The organism is Pseudomonas sp. GD03842, assembly GCF_029841165.1.
Taxonomy (GTDB): Bacteria; Pseudomonadota; Gammaproteobacteria; order Pseudomonadales; family Pseudomonadaceae; genus Aquipseudomonas.
In genome coordinates, this window is sequence record NZ_JAOCEA010000002.1 from 273,336 (window position 1) to 288,917 (window position 15,582).

Consider the following 15,582-nt stretch of genomic DNA (forward strand, 5'->3'; position numbering starts at 1 on the left):
ACCGATTCCTCTACAACAATAAAAAGGTGATATCGATGTTGAAGCTGACCAAGGCGCTTTTCTGCGCCGCCGCAGTGTCCGTGGCCGGCATGGCTTACGCAGACCCTGTCGTGATCAAGTTTGCCCACGTCGTGGCGGAAAATACGCCAAAGGGCCAGGGCGCTTTGATGTTCCAGAAACTCGTTGCCGCCGATCCCGCCTTGAAAGACAAGGTCAAGGTCGAGGTCTATCCGAACTCTTCACTGTTCGGTGACGGCAAGGAAATGGAAGCGCTGTTGCTCGGCGACGTGCAAATGCTTGCGCCTTCGCTGGCCAAATTCGAGCAGTACACCAAGAAAGTCCAACTTTTCGACTTGCCGTTCCTGTTCAACGATCTGGCTGCTGTCGACCGCTTCCAGCAAGGCCCGCAGGGCAAGGCGCTGCTGACTTCGATGGATGACAAAGGCATTCACGGATTGGCTTACTGGCACAACGGCCTGAAGCAGCTGTCGGCGAACAAGAAACTGGTCGAACCCAAAGATGCCCGCGGCCTGAAGTTCCGGGTGCAGGCTTCCAGTGTGCTGGAAGCGCAGTTCGTCGCGCTGCACGCCAATCCCCGCAAGATGAGCTTCGCTGAGGTCTACCAAGGCCTGCAGACCGGTACCGTCAACGGCACCGAGAACACCTGGTCTAACTATGAAAGCCAGAAAGTCAACGAAGTGCAGCCGTTCTTCACCGAGTCCAACCATGGGCTGATCGACTACATGGTGATCACCAATTCCAAGTTCTGGAATGGCCTGCCTGCGGACGTTCGCGACGAACTGCAGAAGATCATGGATCAGGTCACCGTCGAGGTGAACAAACAGGCCGAAGCCCTGAACCAGACCGCCAAGCAGAAAATCATCGATGCGAAAACCAGCGAAATCGTGACGCTGACCCCGGAACAACGGGCCAAGTGGCGGGAAGTCATGAAGCCGGTCTGGGACAAGTTCTCCGAAGAGATCGGTGCCGACCTGATCAAGGCGGCAGACGACGCCAACAAGGCGCCTTGATCACCCCCGGTTCGGCCTGATCGAAACGGGCCGTGATGTCTGCGTGGCCACCTCGCCGTTCCGGGGCGGTGGCCACTCTCTCGACGTTCGGAGAATTCTTATGCAATCGCTGACGCGACTCTGGGAGCACCTGGAGGAGGGCTTCATCGCCTTCCTGCTGGCGGCCATGACGCTGGTGACGTTTGTTTACGTGGCGCTGAATAACATTTACACACTGTTCTACACCCTCAGCGACCAATGGGCGGTCAGCAGCGACTTTTTTGCAGGGATTGGCGATCACCTGATGGGCTATGCCCAAGGCATGACCTGGAGCGTGGCCCTGACCAAGGCGCTGTTCGGCTGGCTGATCTTCTTCGGGATTTCCTACGGCGTGCGCACGGCGGGGCACCTGGGGGTCGATGCGCTGGTGAAGAAAACCAGCAAACCTGTTCAGCGGATGCTCGCCTTGCTCGCTTGCGCCTGCTGCCTGGCGTACGCCGGGCTGTTCCTAGTCGCCAGCTACAAATGGGTGTCGGCACTGTTCGTCGCCGGAATCGGGGCCGAAGACCTTGACCGTTACGGCATCAAGATCGCTTACATCACCCTCATCGTGCCGATCGGCTTTGCGCTGGTCATCGCTCGCTATCTGGAAATCCTCCATCGCATCTGGACCCATCGTCAGACCGGCCTGGGGCTGGCCGACGAGGCCGCAGAAGCCAGCAAACTGGCCAATCCTGACGGGGAGCAACACTGATGACCGTGCTTTGTCTGTTTCTCTTGCTCTTCGTTTTCATGTTCCTGGGTGTGCCTATCGCGATTTCGCTGGGCCTGTCCGGTGCCGTGTCGATCCTGCTGTTCAGCCAGGACTCATTGAGCTCGCTGGCGATCAAGCTGTTCGAGACGTCCGACAGCTACACCTTTCTGGCGATCCCTTTTTTCCTGCTGTCCGGTGCGTTCATGACCACGGGCGGCGTGGCCCAGCGTTTGATCGACTTCGCCAACGCCTGTGTCGGCCACATTCGCGGCGGCCTGGCGATCGCCGCGGTGTTGGCCTGCATGCTGTTCGCCGCGCTCTCCGGTTCCTCTCCGGCGACCGTGGCAGCCGTGGGCTCGATCGCGGTTGCGGGCATGGTGCGCTCGGGCTATCCCCGGGAATTCGGCGCCGGGATCATCTGTAATGCCGGTACGCTGGGGATTCTGATCCCGCCTTCGATCGTGATGGTGGTCTATTCGGCGGCGACCGAGACCTCGGTCGGCAAGCTGTTCATCGCCGGTGTGGTCCCTGGCATCCTGCTGGGCGTGATCCTGATGGTCGTCATTTACATCGTGGCGCGGGTCAAAAAGCTGCCAGCCCAGCCGCGTGTCTCGTTCCGTGAGTGGCTGACCACGGCTCGCCGCGCTTTCTGGGGGCTGTTGTTGCTGGTGATCATCCTGGGCGGCATTTACAGCGGCATGTTCACGCCCACCGAGGCAGCCGCGGTTGCGGCCGTCTACTCCGCCTTCATCGCCTTGTTCGTCTACAAAGACATGCGCTTGCGCGACTGCCCAAAGGTGCTGCTGGAATCGGGCCGGTTGTCGATCATGCTGATGTTCATCATTGCCAACGCAATGTTGTTCGCCCACGTGCTGACCACCGAGCAAATCCCACAACAGATCACCAACTGGGTCATCTCCGAGGGCCTGACGCCCATCGGCTTCCTGATCATGGTCAACGTGGTGCTGTTGGTCGCTGGCAGCTTCATGGAACCCTCGGCCATCGTGTTGATTCTGGCGCCGATTTTCTTCCCGATCGCCACCAAGCTGGGCATCGATCCGATTCACCTGGGGATTGTCATGGTGGTGAACATGGAAATCGGCCTGGTGCACCCACCGGTGGGCCTGAACCTGTTCGTCACCTCCGCGGTGACGGGGTTGACGCTGGGGCAAACGATTCGCGCAGCCTTGCCATGGCTGTCGATCCTGCTGTTGTTCTTGATCCTGGTGACGTACGTACCGTTCATTTCTCTGGCATTACCCAATTGGCTGGGAATGCCTTGACCGAACTGTGAGCGCAGTGCCTTTGGCCCTCGTTGACGTCAGTCTTCGAGGGCTTTTTTCATGGAGGGTAGGGGGGCGAGGGGTTGGCCCAGGAAAGCGCGCGACCCAGAGGGCGGGCATAAAAAAATCCGCGCAGGCCCTGTGTAGCTCAAGGGCGATGCGCGGATTGTCTACGAGGCGATCAGTGCATAAACAGGGCGATCAGGATAATTACCGGAATCGGTACACCCAGAAACCACAGCAGTAGGGAACGCATGATGTTTCTCCTTGATCAACGGACGGTAGAAGTGGTGTAGGCGCGAGTTTCGACGTAGGTCACGGCGTCACGGCGACGGCCGCCCCAGAGTGCGGCCAGACTGGCCACGAAGGCGCCGCAGAGCAGAGCGACAAAGGTCCACAGCGCGGTCGCCGAGGCCACCTTGGCGGCGGTGTCGGCAGCCTGCTGAGCTTTGAGTTTTGCGTCAGCGACCGCTTGCTTGGCCTGGCCGTAGACCTGATCGACACGGGCCTCTGCGTCGGCTTGGCTCAGATTGGTACGCTGAGCGACCAGTTGCGCGAGATAAGCGCGATCTTCAGGCGCCAATTGCCCGTCGTTGGCCAGTGTCTTGGCGAAGATACGTACCACCACACCACGCGCGGCATCATCGCTGACGGCGGCGGGACGGTCGTCACGGAACAGCGAATCGACGAAGTAGCCGTATTGCTCGCTTGAGGTATTCCCTGCGGCACTGCCCGCTGCAACGGCTGCGGTGCCTGCAACACCTGCTACCGCACTGGCGCCAGCTTTCACACCGCTGCCGACCAACCCGCTGACGGAGCCGACGATCAACACCGCCGCCACCAGCGTTGCGATCGCCCATGAAAGGAAGCCATGCGCCGTATCACGGAAATAAACCTCGTCGCCGTGCAGGTTGGACCACTTCACGCGCAGACGACCGGCCAGGTAGCCGCCCAGCCCGGAGGCAAGGATCTGCGTCAGTGCCAGCCAGACCACGGTGGAAATCCCCAGCGTCTTGGCGCTGGCACCTTCATTGGCCCATGGGGACATGGCCGAGAAGCCAAGGCCCGACCCGAGCAAGACAAGAATCATGGATAGCGCAGCCGCACCGGCGGCTCCGGCGAAAATGGCACCCCAGGACACACCCGAGGCATTGGAGGTTTCTTCGACAGCGGCAGGATAGGCATCAGGTGAGACGTTCATGGGGTCATGCTCCGTGCAAATAATGGTTTTTGCTTCAGGCAAGACATTGCAGTGCGTGTGCCAGCGTAGGCTGTTTTATAAATGCGTTTAAAAACAAGGAGTTGAGGAAAAACGCCTGGGCGGCCTCCATGCAAATTGCATGACGTGGTGTAGTTCCACATGCGTTCTGCCCGGTCGAGATAAGTTCAGTGAGGTCAGCAAGTTGCAGCGTTTCGTTAGCGTCAAATGCAATGATCATCTCACCCCGCGGTCAGATGCGTGCGGCAACCATTCAGCGCTCAGCGCTGGTTGAAGCAAAAATACGCTTTAGAACCGTACGGGCGATGCCAGGGTGCCAGCTCATGGCCTATAGTCTCGGCTCAGGCCCGTCTCTTCGAGAGGTAATTCTCATGTTTCAACATCGTCCCCTAGAAGAAAAAGACATACCGGCCGTGTGCGACATGCCACAGAGTGTGGATGAGCTCTTTTATATGTTTCCTAAAGCGGCATTCCCGCTGACGCCGGCGCAGCTGAAGGACGCCATCGAGCAACGCTCGGACAACACGGTGATCGAGCTGAACGGCGAGGTCGTGGGGTTTGCCAATTTCTCGCGCTACGATTTCCGCGGTCGCTGCTCGATGGGCAACGTCATCATTGCGCCGCATGCCCGCTCGAAAGGGGTAGGTCGTTACATGCTCGGTTGCATGATGGAGCTGGCCTTCGGCAAGCATGAGGCGAAAGAGCTAACGGCGTCATGTTTCAACCATAACGTCCCCGGGCTGCTCTTTTATCCCAAGTTGGGCTTCAAACCTTTCGCCATTGAGGAACGTCTCGACAAGCGAGGAAATCGGGTGGCATTGATCCACTTGCGCCTTCCCCACGCCTGATGGTCGTCCACTCGTCGGTCGACTTGCATCTGGCCGACGAGTGGGTGCTCTTCAATTCTGCCGGTCATCGGCCCTTTTACCCCGCCCGTCATTGCATATCTCACATCCATCGCGTTTTTTCCTTTTACAACGTATTGATGAAACGTTTTATCAATAAAGGCCCGTCATTTATCAATAACAAATGGATGTAACTGCATTGGGTTGCCCCAAAAAAGGGCGAGGCGTATAAGTTGTGTATTCGCCAAACGACAGAGGTTCATCTGACGAATCGGGATAAAATGTCTTTATCCATGGAAGTTCCTAATAAAAGACGGGCGGTTGCTGCTTTTTTTGGAATTAGCTTTCGCCCAAGGAGGATGTCGTCAATGCTTGCTTATACCCTTTCAAACCTGGAGCTGCGTGGCATTATTGAAAGCGGCTTCCTGCCTCACCGTTGCCATTGCACGATCATGGATAACACGATGACCGTCGAGGTCATCGACCCCTTGACTGCGCGCGTGGAGCTGTTTGCCAGCGGCATCCGTCTGGACAGACTGGATACCAGTCGGGCCCTTTGTGAGCTTATTTCCGAATTACGCGCAGAAGTGTCCTTAGGGCAATCGAATGATCGACAGGCGCTGGCCAGTTGATAGTTTTATAACCACTGCTGCATAACAAATACGCCCATGCGGTCATTCCGACATGGGCGTTTTTTATCTAAACCTTCTTCACCTGTCATATTCCCCGGCACTGATCTCTGGATAAAGCCACGTGTGGTGAGTGTGCAGGCGAAAGTCCTGCTTCCAAAGCGCAGCATTATTTTTTATCTTAACGGCGCAACCGGCGACCGATCGCCGAACTCAGTTCGAGGAATGCGCATGGTCGACCACCAGGCCGAAGGTACTCACGGGAATATTCAAGGAAACGTCCACAAGCATTTGCTTCGCAGGCAAAAAGTCATGTTGGGGCTTGGCCTGCTGCTGGCAGTGGTGGTGATGTCCGTGGCGGCCATCGTGCTCATGTTGCAGCGCCTGGAGGCGAAAAATGCCACCTTCCAGCCCCCCATGACAGCCCTTGAGCGCCAGCGTCTGCTGCCGACCGATCCAGTATTGGACACGGCGCCGAAAATCGATGGTTTGCGTTACCGTGACCAGGTCGAACGCACGCTTGAGGATTTCGCCCCGACCAGCGATGCCTCGCAAGAGGAGCATCCACCGTTGAGCCATGCGCTGATTCTTCAGTCAGCCGATTTGCACGCCGATGCGCACGCGAACCTGCCTGCGGGCCGGGCGGGGCCCTGAATTCAGTGCACCCGTCGTGGCTGCTCATCCTCGAACAGCAGCCGGAAAGCCTCTTGATCCCCATCCTTGACCGAACCGTGTTCGCGGATCGGCCCAGCTTCGATTCGCCCGTCCAATGCCACACGGATGATCGACGAACGGGATAGGTAATCCGGCACAGCGCCCAGAATGACCAGTTCACGTAAGGATTGCCCATTTTGCTCGACGGTGGACAGCCTCACCCTGCAGGTGGCCTGCATGGGAACTGGCCCGAAGAGGGTGTCACGCGAATAGTCGATTTCAGCGATGCTGGACCGACGGTTTTTCTCAGCATTCATATCCATGAGGGCAGCTCCTTCGTACTTTCGGCGTCAGCGACAGATGGCGTATGGAGCGGCGTGAGCGCGAGATAGTTCGTCCTTTTTCTACCAAAGGCGCTACCGCTCATCGGGCATTGCCAGCTTGGCCTGGGATGCTGCTCCAGCAGATGACGTAAATTGATGATCGTCATGTCTTCGGGAGTCGGCGCACTGAGCGTCAGTCGCGCAAGATGACCCATCGAACGCTTTCCCGGATGTCTCAGGTGGCTTGTCTAGATCTCCGAGTCCTGATGCTAACCGCCAGAATACCCACGGCCACTCCAGCTATACCTGCTGCGCCAAGGAACCCATGAGCCTGGCCACCCGGTATGAAGTCCATGAATGATGAGATGAACTGACCGGCAAAAATTGCCACGGAAAGCCAGGCCAGATTGCGGCCTCTCTGTGCCGGGTGGCTGAACTCGATGGTCAAGTGGTTGACCATTGGAATGGTTAATCCAAATCCGAGACCCAGGCAAAGCCCTCCCTCGATCATCGGTGCCAAGCCTTCTGCGGTCATGAATGCCAGGTGTGCCAGGGCATAGCTTATGAAGCCAACAATCAACGTGCTGTAGTCGCCCATCTTCCGCGCCGCGATTGGCATGATAGCGGCCGCGCACACCGCGATCAGCGACACATAAGACAAAAAGTACCCCACCTGGGCCTCGTTTAGTCCGAGACCGTGCAGTCGAAGGGGAAGCATGATGATGGCGGTGAAAAACACGGCCATGGACAGCACAGCTGAAGCGTATACGACCCTCAAATCAGCCGATGGCGTCGCTGTCTGCTGACGTTGTACGCATGCATGTTGGCCGACAATAGGTTGAGGTACGCACGTCAGCACCAACGCGAGAAGCACCCAAGAGGATAGGTAAAGCACGAAAGGCCACTGCCATCCGACGTTCGCCAGCACGCCAGCTACGAAGAGAAAAATCACCCCACCGAGTTCGATGGACATGCCTTGCTTTGCAATCATGTTCAGACGAGCTTTGCCTTCGTAGAACTCCGAAATCAGACCCGTTCCGGCCGCCATGATCAGTACCGTCGATCCGCCAAGAAAAAATCGGTCGACAAACACGAGTGGCCCAAGGATCAGGAATCCCGCCACTCCGAGTAGTCCATAAGTAAAGAGCCCAAAGCACAGGGCCTTATACAGGCCGATACGGTCGATGAGCTTGCCCGCCAGCGGGCCAAAGATAATGACTCCCAGTGACGGAAGGGTGACCAGCCAACTCGCTGCATTCCCCACCCCGAGCTGCCGCGCAATGGTGGGCAAGCCGGGAACGATGACACACCCCACCATAATGGTCAGGCTTGCTACCGCCAGCAGAACGAAGGATCCTGCGCGCGTAAGTTGTAACTTCATGATTTGTCCGATTAGTGGAACAGCTATCCGCCAGGTGGTACAAAGCATGTGGGGTGATCCTCCCGCTGTCAATGGGAGGACCGACAAAAGACGAAGGAGGAAGTGTGACGTCCGAAGCAGAGGGTAGTGGTAAGCAGGTGATAGCAAGAGCGGCTGCGGTGCTTAAAACTTTGGAAAACCAGCGAGAAGGATTGAGCCTCGGTCAGATCTCTAAAGCTTCCGGATTGCCACGTACAACGGTGCATCGCATTGTGTCAGCGCTTGAGGCTCAGCAAATGGTATTGACTGGCAGCTCGGGGGTCCGCCTTGGGCCTGCGCTTGTCCGACTTGCAGCGTCTGCCCACACCGACTTGGTGGCAATCGCCAGGCCGTACGTTGAGGGCCTGGGACGTCGCACGCGAGAGACGGTGGATGTCTCCGTCTACCGTGGGCTCCATGCCATATCTGTCGATCAATATCCATCTGATCAGGAGTTGCGTGTCGTCTCTCCTTTGGGTACCGCGTTTCCTATACATTGCACCGCCCACGGCAAAGCACTGCTAGGCATGTTTCCAGACGAGTTTTTATCTCAGTTGCTGAGCGAGCCGCTTGAGCAACGGACCGCTTCAACCATCGTTTCACTGAGATCCTTGATCACGGAAGTGAACGTCGGCAGGCAGCAAGGATGGGCCGTCGACAAGGAGGAGCATGCTGAAGGTGTCTGCGGCATCGGCGTAAGTATCCGCAGTGGACTGTCCGAACATTACGCGATCTCACTTGCAGTGCCTGCGCTGCGTTTTCACAACAATTTCCAATCGTTGAAAGCTGCGCTGCTTCAGTGCAAAGCAGAGATAGAAGCGTTGATTGGAGGGTAATCAATCCGAGAATGGTCAGACCTTCTCGACCAATGACGCGGGGGCAAAAGCGACTGCCCTTGTCGCGAGCACACAGCGTTTGCCCCTGCTAGTTCAATTAACAGCGTCATTTTTTTGCCAGACCGTCGGCGTCATGATGAGGAACAACTGAAAACAACCGAGCGGATAAAACTAACGAGGACGTGACGAAAAAATGGCAAGTTCCTGATGTGTTAACGGGTGCAATCAATCTTCACGGCGTGATGGACTGAATAACTAACGGCTTTTTTTCATATTAAAAACGCATGCAAAAGAAAGGTAGCGATATTATTATGGCGTCAATAATTAAATACGATAAAAATCAATAGGTTATAAGTGGTAAATCCATATAAAGCTCTTTTCTCGAAAATTTGACACTCCCCCTGTTTTTTGAAACCATGGCGTCACCCACCTAGCGCTTAAATAGCGTGAACTTTCACTTCTGGGCTTGGCCCTTATCCGCGAAAGGCTTGAAACAGAGCGCTCGGCGAGATGGCGGTAGCGTCCCCGACTGAAATGCCATGCGCCGACCGTGTTGTCGCCTGAGACAACCAGGCTCATTCGATTTTGGTCTCTCTTGATAAAAAGCGCATACGGCTGCCTGAGCGCCATTTCAGGTAAGCGGTACTTCTTCATATACAAACTTTCATACTGTCGTTGACGACCACGGTATCGGTAGTCGTTTCTCAATTGGAAGTGTGCCAACAACAAGTGGTCGCAAATAAAAACAATCAGCAGTGCATCTAGGCAGGCGTTGAGCAGTGCCTGCAGGGTTGGGTCCCGGCAAACAGTGGGCAGCGTCCCAATATATCGACTAAGTTCGGAGTCACGATTATGTATGGAGATCATCTGGAAACCGTGTGCGGTTGCGTCGTCGGGGGAGCGGGGCCAGCCGGTATGGGGTTCTTGTTCAACGCCTTGAAGAGCGGCGCGATGCCAGAGCTGGCCAGGGAAGGCCTGATCATTGTCGACGCCAGCCCTAATCCCGGAACGGGGCGGTTGGGGGATTATCGGATCACGGCCAACTCAGTCGGCGATGTTTTCCTGGACTGTCTGCGTGACCCCGCGCTGCGCGATGTGTTCGAGCCGCTGGAGCATTCGCCAGCGTATTGGCGTATCCGCCGCCAGGCGCAAAGCGCGCCGCAGTTGGCCGATGTGGCCGAATTGCTGGCGGAGGCTTCCACCCTGGTCCTGAATTTCATCGTCGAGCACTACGGCGTAAAGCTCTGGACGCGTACCACCATCACGGAAGTGGTGCAGGACGATGATGAGTACCATGTGTGGGTGGAAGCCGAGGGGCGGACGCGCCGAATTCGTTGCCGCGCGTTGGTCCTCAATCTGGGGGGGCGCCAGGATCCGCAACACCTGCTCGACAGCCTGGCCGACCAAGGCTTGGCTGTACCCCCGTCCGCCCGGGTGCTCAGTGCCGATACGCTGTTGCGCATGAACGCCGTGGAGCTGCGTGATGTGTTCGCTTCAACGCTGGCGCGCAAGGGCCGCATCTGTGTCGTGGGAGGGTCCCACAGCGCGTTCTCCGTTCTCGAGAATCTCGCCGATGCGTTGGAGTTCGCCGGTTTGACCGAGGTGACGCTGGTGCATCGCTCGCAGATACGTCTGTTTTACGAAACCGCCGAAGCGGCGCTCGAAGCGGGCTATGCCTTCGACCCTCAAAAGGATGTGTGTCCGGTGTCGGGCCGCGTGAATCGTTCGGGTGGCTTGCGCTATCGGGCGCTGGATGTCGGGCGCGAAGCGCTGGCCAAAGGGCGCATCGGCAAGACGGGCGTGCGGTTGCACATGTGGCAGACGCTCGAAGGCCCGGTTGGGCATTTCGACCAGGCGCGTCAGGCGCTGGCGGAGTCGGAGGTGGTGGTGCAGTGCACCGGCTATCAGCCGATGCTGCCTGTGCTGAGTTACGCCGGCGGCGGCGCCATCCGGCTGATGGAGGTCAAGGGCGGGCTGGATTCCGACCCTTCGGGTTGCCCGCTGGACAGCAGCGGTCAACGCTTGTACGGCCTGCACCTGTTCGGCTTGGGCGCAGGGCTGGGGGTCGATCCTCGCCTGGGCAGCGAAGCGTCGTTCGACGGCCGGATCTACGGCGTTTGGCAATTCCACAACGACGCCAGTGGCGCGGTGATCGATGCGGTCCTGGCTCGCCTGCAACAGCCGGTGGTCCAGCCGGTCAGTGTGGCGCGCCGGCGCGTGGCCAACCGCGAAGAGCAGCGTCAGCCGTTCATCTGGCCCGTCCTGGCCAATGCGCCGTCCTGACGCCGCCTGCTACCCGGTATCCCGAGTCCCTTGGAGGGATTCGGGATTTTTTTTGCCTGAAATATTTCAACGATCATGCGCAGCAATATGTTGGTCATCATGCTGCTTTTGGATAGAGTCGACGGCTTCATCTATTCTGGGTGTCCGGACACCTCTGATTGACTCCACAAGGAACCGACAGAACATGCGAATTTTGATCGTGGGTGCAGGTGCGATTGGCGGTTATTTCGGGGGGCGGTTGCTCGAGGCGGGGCGCGACGTGACGTTTCTGGTGCGTCCCACCAGGGCAGAGGAGCTGGACCGCGACGGCCTGATCGTACGCAGCCCGTTGGGCAATATCGTGTATCCATCGCCGCCTCTGGTGATGACGCCCATGCTGGATCAGACCTTCGACCTGATCCTCCTCAGTTGCAAGGCCTATGACCTCGACGCGGCGATGGAGTCCTTCGCGGCGGCAGTGGGCGCCGAGACGCTCATCCTGCCACTGCTCAATGGCATGGCTCATCTGGACCGCCTGGCCGAGCGCTTCGCTCCGGGCAACGTGCTGGGCGGGCAGTGCCTGATTTCACTGGACCGCGATGCCTCCGGCGCGATCCTGCACTTGAACGACACGAATCAGTTGTCGTTCGGCGAATTGAGCGGTGCCGTGTCGCAGCGCATCTTGAAAGTCGCCGACGCACTGGCCGACGCTGGATTTGACGCCAACCTGAGCCAGCAGATCGTCCAGGAAATGTGGGAAAAATGGTGTTTCATTGCCACGGGAGCAGGTGTGACGGGCGCTTTGCGCGCGAGCATCGGCGATGTCATGGCCAGCGGAGGGGAGGCATGGGTGCTGCAGTTATTGGCTGAATGCGCGAGCATCGCCGAAAACGCCGGGTACCCCCTGCGCCGCGACGTGCGGCAACGCTTTCAAACGATGCTGACCACTCGGGGTTCGAAGATGACCGCCTCGATGCTGCGTGACATCGAGCGGGGCGCACCGATCGAAGTCGAGCATGTGATCGGCGACCTTGTCGCCCGGCGTTCGAGCGCCGATAAGCATGCCAAAGGCGGGTTATCGACGCTGGACACGGTTTATCTGCACCTTAAATCCTACGAAGCGCGGCGATTGCGCGAGCGCGGCTAAGCGCCTTCGATCGGGCGATTCGGGTGTTTCTTACTGCTGGCGAAGGCGCGCACCAGCAGTTCCAGCAGCAGGGCAAGCAGCAATGCGCCAGTGCCGATCAGAAACAGCAGACGATGATTGCCGCCGCTGCCATTGAACAGTAGGGAGTACCCGTAGCCGGAGACGGCTTGCAGCAGCGCGAATGCCGTGGTCGCTCGGCTCCAGGCCGCACCTTGTGCGCTGGGATCATGAGGCAACAGCTCATGGATCCGCGCCAGAACCAGCGGCACGATGCCGGGCGGGAAGGTGCCGATGACCAACGTCAATGCGGCAATCACCAGGCCGTCATGGGCGGAGTAAAGCAGGCCGACGACCAGCGCCTGAATCACCAAAACCAGTCGGATACCACGGGTCGGGCCCATCCAGTCGGCAATGGCACCGTAGAGCATGGGACCGATCAACGCGCCGACCCCATACACGATCCAATACAGCGCCCCGACGTGTGCACCCATGCCCAAGTCTCGGGCGACGAAATCCACCAGAAATACCATCAGTGGCACGAGCCCAATCGCCATCAGCCCGAACTGGGCGTACGTCATTCTGAGGAATAGCGCATGGTGATGAGGGCGGGGTGCCGATGCGTGCCCAGGGGCGGAAGAGACAGGCGCCGCCGCAGTCGGCCAGCCGGTCCAGCTCACGGCGGTGAGCAGCGCACAGAACAGGCTCAGGCCCAGCCATGTTACGCGCAACCCCATGTCCAGCAGCAGAGGCACCAGCGTGCCGGATGCCGCAATACCCAGCCCCAACCCGAAGAAGATTGCGCCGCTGGCCAGACCTTTGCGGGTTCCCGGAATGTGCGGAAGGACCGTGGAGGCCACCAAAACCATGATCGCCCCACCGGCGAGACCGGAAACGAAGCGCCATGCGAAGAACCAGAGAGTGGAGAACGGCACGGCACAGCCGGCAAAGGATAGCGTGACCAGCACCATCATCAGTCGCAGGGTGTGGCGGTTCGTCAATCTGCGCGCCAAGGGGCGCCCCAGCAGCGCGCCGATGAAATAGCCCGCCAGGTTGGCAGCGCTCAGGACGATGATGGCTGAGGTGGCGAACCAGTGATTCTCGATCAACGGCGGAATCAGCGGCGTGTAGGCAAAGCGCGCGAGGCCGATGCCGACCAGCGTGGCACACAGCCCGGCGATGATGGCATGCCAGGGGATGGGCGCGGCGGAGGAGGAGAGTGCTTGTGGTGTGTCTTCTGAAACCGAGGAAGGCTGCATATGCGCACCCGAATGCAATGGGGGAATGTTTGACACCTATGTCATGTTTGCCATGCTAGTCAAAATTGACAGCGCTGACAAGAATGAGGTCAACTTCACTCCTACCTGTTCGTGGCTCGATTGGCGGCAGGTCAATGCACAGTGGGGGAGCTGAAGTCATGGCGGGTGTGAGGCAATTCGACGAGGACCGTACACTGGATCTGGCGTTGAACGTGTTCTGGCAGAAAGGCCTCAGCGCGACGTCGATGCAGGATTTGGCGCAAGCCACCGGCGTGTTGCGGGGCTCGCTGTACAACGCCTATCAGGGCAAGGAGCAGTTGTTCCTCAAGGTGTTCGACCGCTATCGACAACGCATGACCGGCCACATGGCCGCGGCCCTGGCTGACCCATCGATCAAGGTGGCGCTCGAAGGTTTTTTCGATTTCATCATTACCTCGATGACCGAAGGCACGCCGACCCGCGGCTGTTTGACCACCAAGACGGCTGTCGACGGTATCTCCGAAGTCGAGACCATTCGCACAGCCCTGCAGGGAATGCTCGATGACATCGAAGCCTTGCTGCAGACCCGATTCGCCCTCGAAGAACAGAACGCTACACTCAACCTGACGGCCAGCGAGGCGTCGCGCCTGGTGTCGACCTTCACGCGCGGCGTCGTCGTCATGGAGCGTGTGTATCAGGACGAAGCCCGTTTGCGCAGCACCGCTGCGTCGATGGTCAAGGTGTTGATCCGGCCGTGAAAGCCACCCACCGCTCCGTGCGCTGCGTGGCAAAAAAACCGAACCTTCGCCGTGAGCTACCCTCAACTACTCGACATCTGGCGCAAGAGGAGAGCCCGACATGCCGGTCAAGCACGATTTGTACGCGGATTTGAGTATCGCCAAGGAAGAGGTGATCAAAATGCGGGGCAAGGATCCCAAGCTCAATAGTTTGATCGACAGTTATGAGTCGCTCGATGCCGACATCGTCGAAGCCGAGTCTGGATCCGCGGGGGATGTTTCGGACGATCAGCTCAAACGGCTTAAGGAAGAGCGGCTATTGGTCAAAGATAAAATCGTCAAACACGTTTCTTACAGCCAATGAACCGAGGGTTCGTTGATTAACGGCGCGGCCCGAGTCTCCAGACTCGGGCCGTTTTCGTTTCGGGCCCTGGTCAAGTTGCCCTTCCGGCGCTGCTTAGTTGCACTGCGTTCAATGCGCTGAAGTCGTGAATGGATCCAATAGACGAAAAAAAACGGCGCCGGGGAATACGCCGTTTATTTTATCGGCCCACATTACGGCCGATGCCAATCAGAGAAGATGAACCGGACGGCTCACTGCTGCTCTTGGTTGTTCGGTGCAATTTCGGCCTGGATGCGTTTGTAAATCTCTTCACGGTGCACCGAAACGTTTTTCGGCGCATTGATTCCGAGACGGACCTGCAAGCCCTGTACGCCCAGAATGGTGACGGTGATTTCGTCACCAATGTTTATGCTTTCGCCGACTTTGCGGGTGAGTATTAACATAATCTTTTCCTTGATGGCCTCGTGGAACGCCTCTGCCAAGAGGCTGGCCGTAGCCTTGGGTGATGGTGGTTGCCGATTGCATCCAAATGCGTCATCCGTAAGACGCCTTTGGCATGATTTTAATTCCCCAGGTTCATCTTCTTGTCATTGGCTCGGGTTCCTGAGGCCAGACGGTGTACGAATTTTGCCTGCTTTTGGCGGTAATTCCCCGTATGGATTCGCTATTACCCTCATAGCCAAGTCCGGGGCGGCGCCTATTGCACACTCCTTTCGCATTTATTGCAAAGAACTCATGCCAAGTGGCGATGAAATTTTCATTAGGCCGCTTGTACGTCATTTCCTAGTGTAGTGTAGGAGAATTCCGTATAGCGCGAACGCAAAGTATAAGAGAGTGCACCGAAATCTCGCCATCCCCACGGCGGGATCGGAGGTTTCAGGAAGGGATGACGTGAAAGAGAAAAGA

The 15,582-nt window shown here is 57.9% G+C and carries 16 protein-coding genes; 11 read left to right on the forward strand and 5 right to left on the reverse strand.

What is annotated here, in order from left to right:
- Positions 1–35 precede the first annotated feature (35 nt).
- From N5D61_RS03775 to dctM, 3 genes are all read left to right on the forward strand, one after another.
- Complete coding sequence (locus N5D61_RS03775) at positions 36–1,031, forward strand: TRAP transporter substrate-binding protein (protein WP_108238407.1); 996 nt, start codon at positions 36–38, stop codon at positions 1,029–1,031.
- A gap of 100 nt (positions 1,032–1,131) precedes the next feature.
- The gene (locus N5D61_RS03780; RefSeq protein WP_108238406.1) at positions 1,132–1,764 is read left to right on the forward strand and encodes a TRAP transporter small permease; all 633 of its coding nucleotides are present in this window, start codon (positions 1,132–1,134) and stop codon (positions 1,762–1,764) included.
- Entirely contained in the window at positions 1,764–3,047 is a 1,284-nt protein-coding gene (gene dctM, locus N5D61_RS03785; protein ID WP_108238405.1) for a C4-dicarboxylate TRAP transporter large permease protein DctM, read from the forward strand. The genes N5D61_RS03780 and dctM overlap by 1 nt, the downstream gene beginning before the upstream one ends.
- Before the next feature lie 271 nt (positions 3,048–3,318).
- Here dctM and N5D61_RS03790 read toward each other — a convergent pair whose 3' ends face one another.
- Positions 3,319–4,248, reverse strand: coding sequence for a hypothetical protein (locus N5D61_RS03790; RefSeq protein ID WP_108238404.1), 930 nt, complete (start codon positions 4,246–4,248; stop codon positions 3,319–3,321).
- Positions 4,249–4,637: 389 nt separating this feature from the next.
- On the opposite strand from N5D61_RS03790, the gene N5D61_RS03795 reads away from it, so the two are divergent.
- From N5D61_RS03795 to N5D61_RS03805, 3 genes are all read left to right on the forward strand, one after another.
- Entirely contained in the window at positions 4,638–5,114 is a 477-nt protein-coding gene (locus N5D61_RS03795; RefSeq protein WP_108238403.1) for a GNAT family N-acetyltransferase, read from the forward strand.
- A 365-nt stretch (positions 5,115–5,479) separates the two neighbouring features.
- Positions 5,480–5,743 (forward strand): DUF1652 domain-containing protein, encoded by a 264-nt coding sequence (locus N5D61_RS03800; RefSeq protein WP_279890906.1) that lies wholly within the window; start codon positions 5,480–5,482, stop codon positions 5,741–5,743.
- Positions 5,744–5,971: 228 nt separating this feature from the next.
- A complete protein-coding gene (locus tag N5D61_RS03805) occupies positions 5,972–6,394 on the forward strand; it encodes a hypothetical protein (RefSeq protein ID WP_279890908.1) in 423 nt (140 codons plus the stop codon).
- 2 nt (positions 6,395–6,396) lie between these two features.
- On the opposite strand, the gene N5D61_RS03810 is transcribed toward N5D61_RS03805, so the two are convergent.
- Both N5D61_RS03810 and N5D61_RS03815 read right to left on the reverse strand, forming a co-directional pair.
- Entirely contained in the window at positions 6,397–6,717 is a 321-nt protein-coding gene (locus tag N5D61_RS03810; RefSeq protein ID WP_108238400.1) for a hypothetical protein, read from the reverse strand.
- A gap of 235 nt (positions 6,718–6,952) precedes the next feature.
- Positions 6,953–8,098 carry an MFS transporter gene (locus N5D61_RS03815; RefSeq protein ID WP_279890911.1) on the reverse strand — a complete coding sequence of 382 codons (1,146 nt, stop codon included), beginning with the start codon at positions 8,096–8,098 and terminating at the stop codon, positions 6,953–6,955.
- Positions 8,099–8,202: 104 nt separating this feature from the next.
- On the opposite strand from N5D61_RS03815, the gene N5D61_RS03820 reads away from it, so the two are divergent.
- The 3 genes from N5D61_RS03820 to N5D61_RS03830 all read left to right on the forward strand — a co-directional run bounded on the left by N5D61_RS03820 (position 8,203) and on the right by N5D61_RS03830 (position 12,361).
- Entirely contained in the window at positions 8,203–8,952 is a 750-nt protein-coding gene (locus tag N5D61_RS03820; protein WP_108238398.1) for an IclR family transcriptional regulator, read from the forward strand.
- Positions 8,953–9,804: 852 nt separating this feature from the next.
- Entirely contained in the window at positions 9,805–11,235 is a 1,431-nt protein-coding gene (locus N5D61_RS03825; protein ID WP_108238397.1) for a pyridine nucleotide-disulfide oxidoreductase, read from the forward strand.
- 184 nt (positions 11,236–11,419) lie between these two features.
- The gene (locus tag N5D61_RS03830) at positions 11,420–12,361 is read left to right on the forward strand and encodes a ketopantoate reductase family protein (protein ID WP_279890914.1); all 942 of its coding nucleotides are present in this window, start codon (positions 11,420–11,422) and stop codon (positions 12,359–12,361) included.
- Here the strand turns inward: N5D61_RS03830 and N5D61_RS03835 are convergent.
- Positions 12,358–13,617 (reverse strand): YbfB/YjiJ family MFS transporter, encoded by a 1,260-nt coding sequence (locus tag N5D61_RS03835; RefSeq protein ID WP_279890916.1) that lies wholly within the window; start codon positions 13,615–13,617, stop codon positions 12,358–12,360. The genes N5D61_RS03830 and N5D61_RS03835 overlap by 4 nt on opposite strands.
- Positions 13,618–13,775: 158 nt before the next feature.
- Here N5D61_RS03835 and N5D61_RS03840 point away from each other — a divergent pair, with 158 nt between their 5' ends.
- Both N5D61_RS03840 and N5D61_RS03845 read left to right on the forward strand, forming a co-directional pair.
- Positions 13,776–14,354, forward strand: a complete 579-nt coding sequence (locus N5D61_RS03840) for a helix-turn-helix domain containing protein (RefSeq protein ID WP_279890918.1) — start codon at positions 13,776–13,778, stop codon at positions 14,352–14,354.
- A 100-nt stretch (positions 14,355–14,454) separates the two neighbouring features.
- Complete coding sequence (locus N5D61_RS03845) at positions 14,455–14,697, forward strand: DUF465 domain-containing protein (protein WP_279890919.1); 243 nt, start codon at positions 14,455–14,457, stop codon at positions 14,695–14,697.
- A 230-nt stretch (positions 14,698–14,927) separates the two neighbouring features.
- Here N5D61_RS03845 and csrA read toward each other — a convergent pair whose 3' ends face one another.
- Positions 14,928–15,119, reverse strand: a complete 192-nt coding sequence (gene csrA / locus N5D61_RS03850; RefSeq protein WP_108238392.1) for a carbon storage regulator CsrA — start codon at positions 15,117–15,119, stop codon at positions 14,928–14,930.
- Positions 15,120–15,582 lie beyond the last annotated feature (463 nt).

Excerpts from the sequence above, each read along its gene's own strand:
- N5D61_RS03795 (WP_108238403.1), top strand. The coding sequence starts at position 4,638 with ATGTTTCAACATCGTCCCCTAGAAGAAAAAGACATACCGGCCGTGTGC.
- N5D61_RS03810 (WP_108238400.1), bottom strand. The coding sequence starts at position 6,717 with ATGGATATGAATGCTGAGAAAAACCGTCGGTCCAGCATCGCTGAAATC.
- csrA (WP_108238392.1), bottom strand. The coding sequence starts at position 15,119 with ATGTTAATACTCACCCGCAAAGTCGGCGAAAGCATAAACATTGGTGAC.
- N5D61_RS03845 (WP_279890919.1), top strand. The coding sequence starts at position 14,455 with ATGCCGGTCAAGCACGATTTGTACGCGGATTTGAGTATCGCCAAGGAA.
- N5D61_RS03825 (WP_108238397.1), top strand. The coding sequence starts at position 9,805 with ATGTATGGAGATCATCTGGAAACCGTGTGCGGTTGCGTCGTCGGGGGA.
- N5D61_RS03780 (WP_108238406.1), top strand. The coding sequence starts at position 1,132 with ATGCAATCGCTGACGCGACTCTGGGAGCACCTGGAGGAGGGCTTCATC.
- N5D61_RS03790 (WP_108238404.1), bottom strand. The coding sequence starts at position 4,248 with ATGAACGTCTCACCTGATGCCTATCCTGCCGCTGTCGAAGAAACCTCC.
- N5D61_RS03835 (WP_279890916.1), bottom strand. The coding sequence starts at position 13,617 with ATGCAGCCTTCCTCGGTTTCAGAAGACACACCACAAGCACTCTCCTCC.
- dctM (WP_108238405.1), top strand. The coding sequence starts at position 1,764 with ATGACCGTGCTTTGTCTGTTTCTCTTGCTCTTCGTTTTCATGTTCCTG.
- N5D61_RS03815 (WP_279890911.1), bottom strand. The coding sequence starts at position 8,098 with ATGAAGTTACAACTTACGCGCGCAGGATCCTTCGTTCTGCTGGCGGTA.
- N5D61_RS03775 (WP_108238407.1), top strand. The coding sequence starts at position 36 with ATGTTGAAGCTGACCAAGGCGCTTTTCTGCGCCGCCGCAGTGTCCGTG.
- N5D61_RS03805 (WP_279890908.1), top strand. The coding sequence starts at position 5,972 with ATGGTCGACCACCAGGCCGAAGGTACTCACGGGAATATTCAAGGAAAC.
- N5D61_RS03800 (WP_279890906.1), top strand. The coding sequence starts at position 5,480 with ATGCTTGCTTATACCCTTTCAAACCTGGAGCTGCGTGGCATTATTGAA.
- N5D61_RS03830 (WP_279890914.1), top strand. The coding sequence starts at position 11,420 with ATGCGAATTTTGATCGTGGGTGCAGGTGCGATTGGCGGTTATTTCGGG.
- N5D61_RS03840 (WP_279890918.1), top strand. The coding sequence starts at position 13,776 with ATGGCGGGTGTGAGGCAATTCGACGAGGACCGTACACTGGATCTGGCG.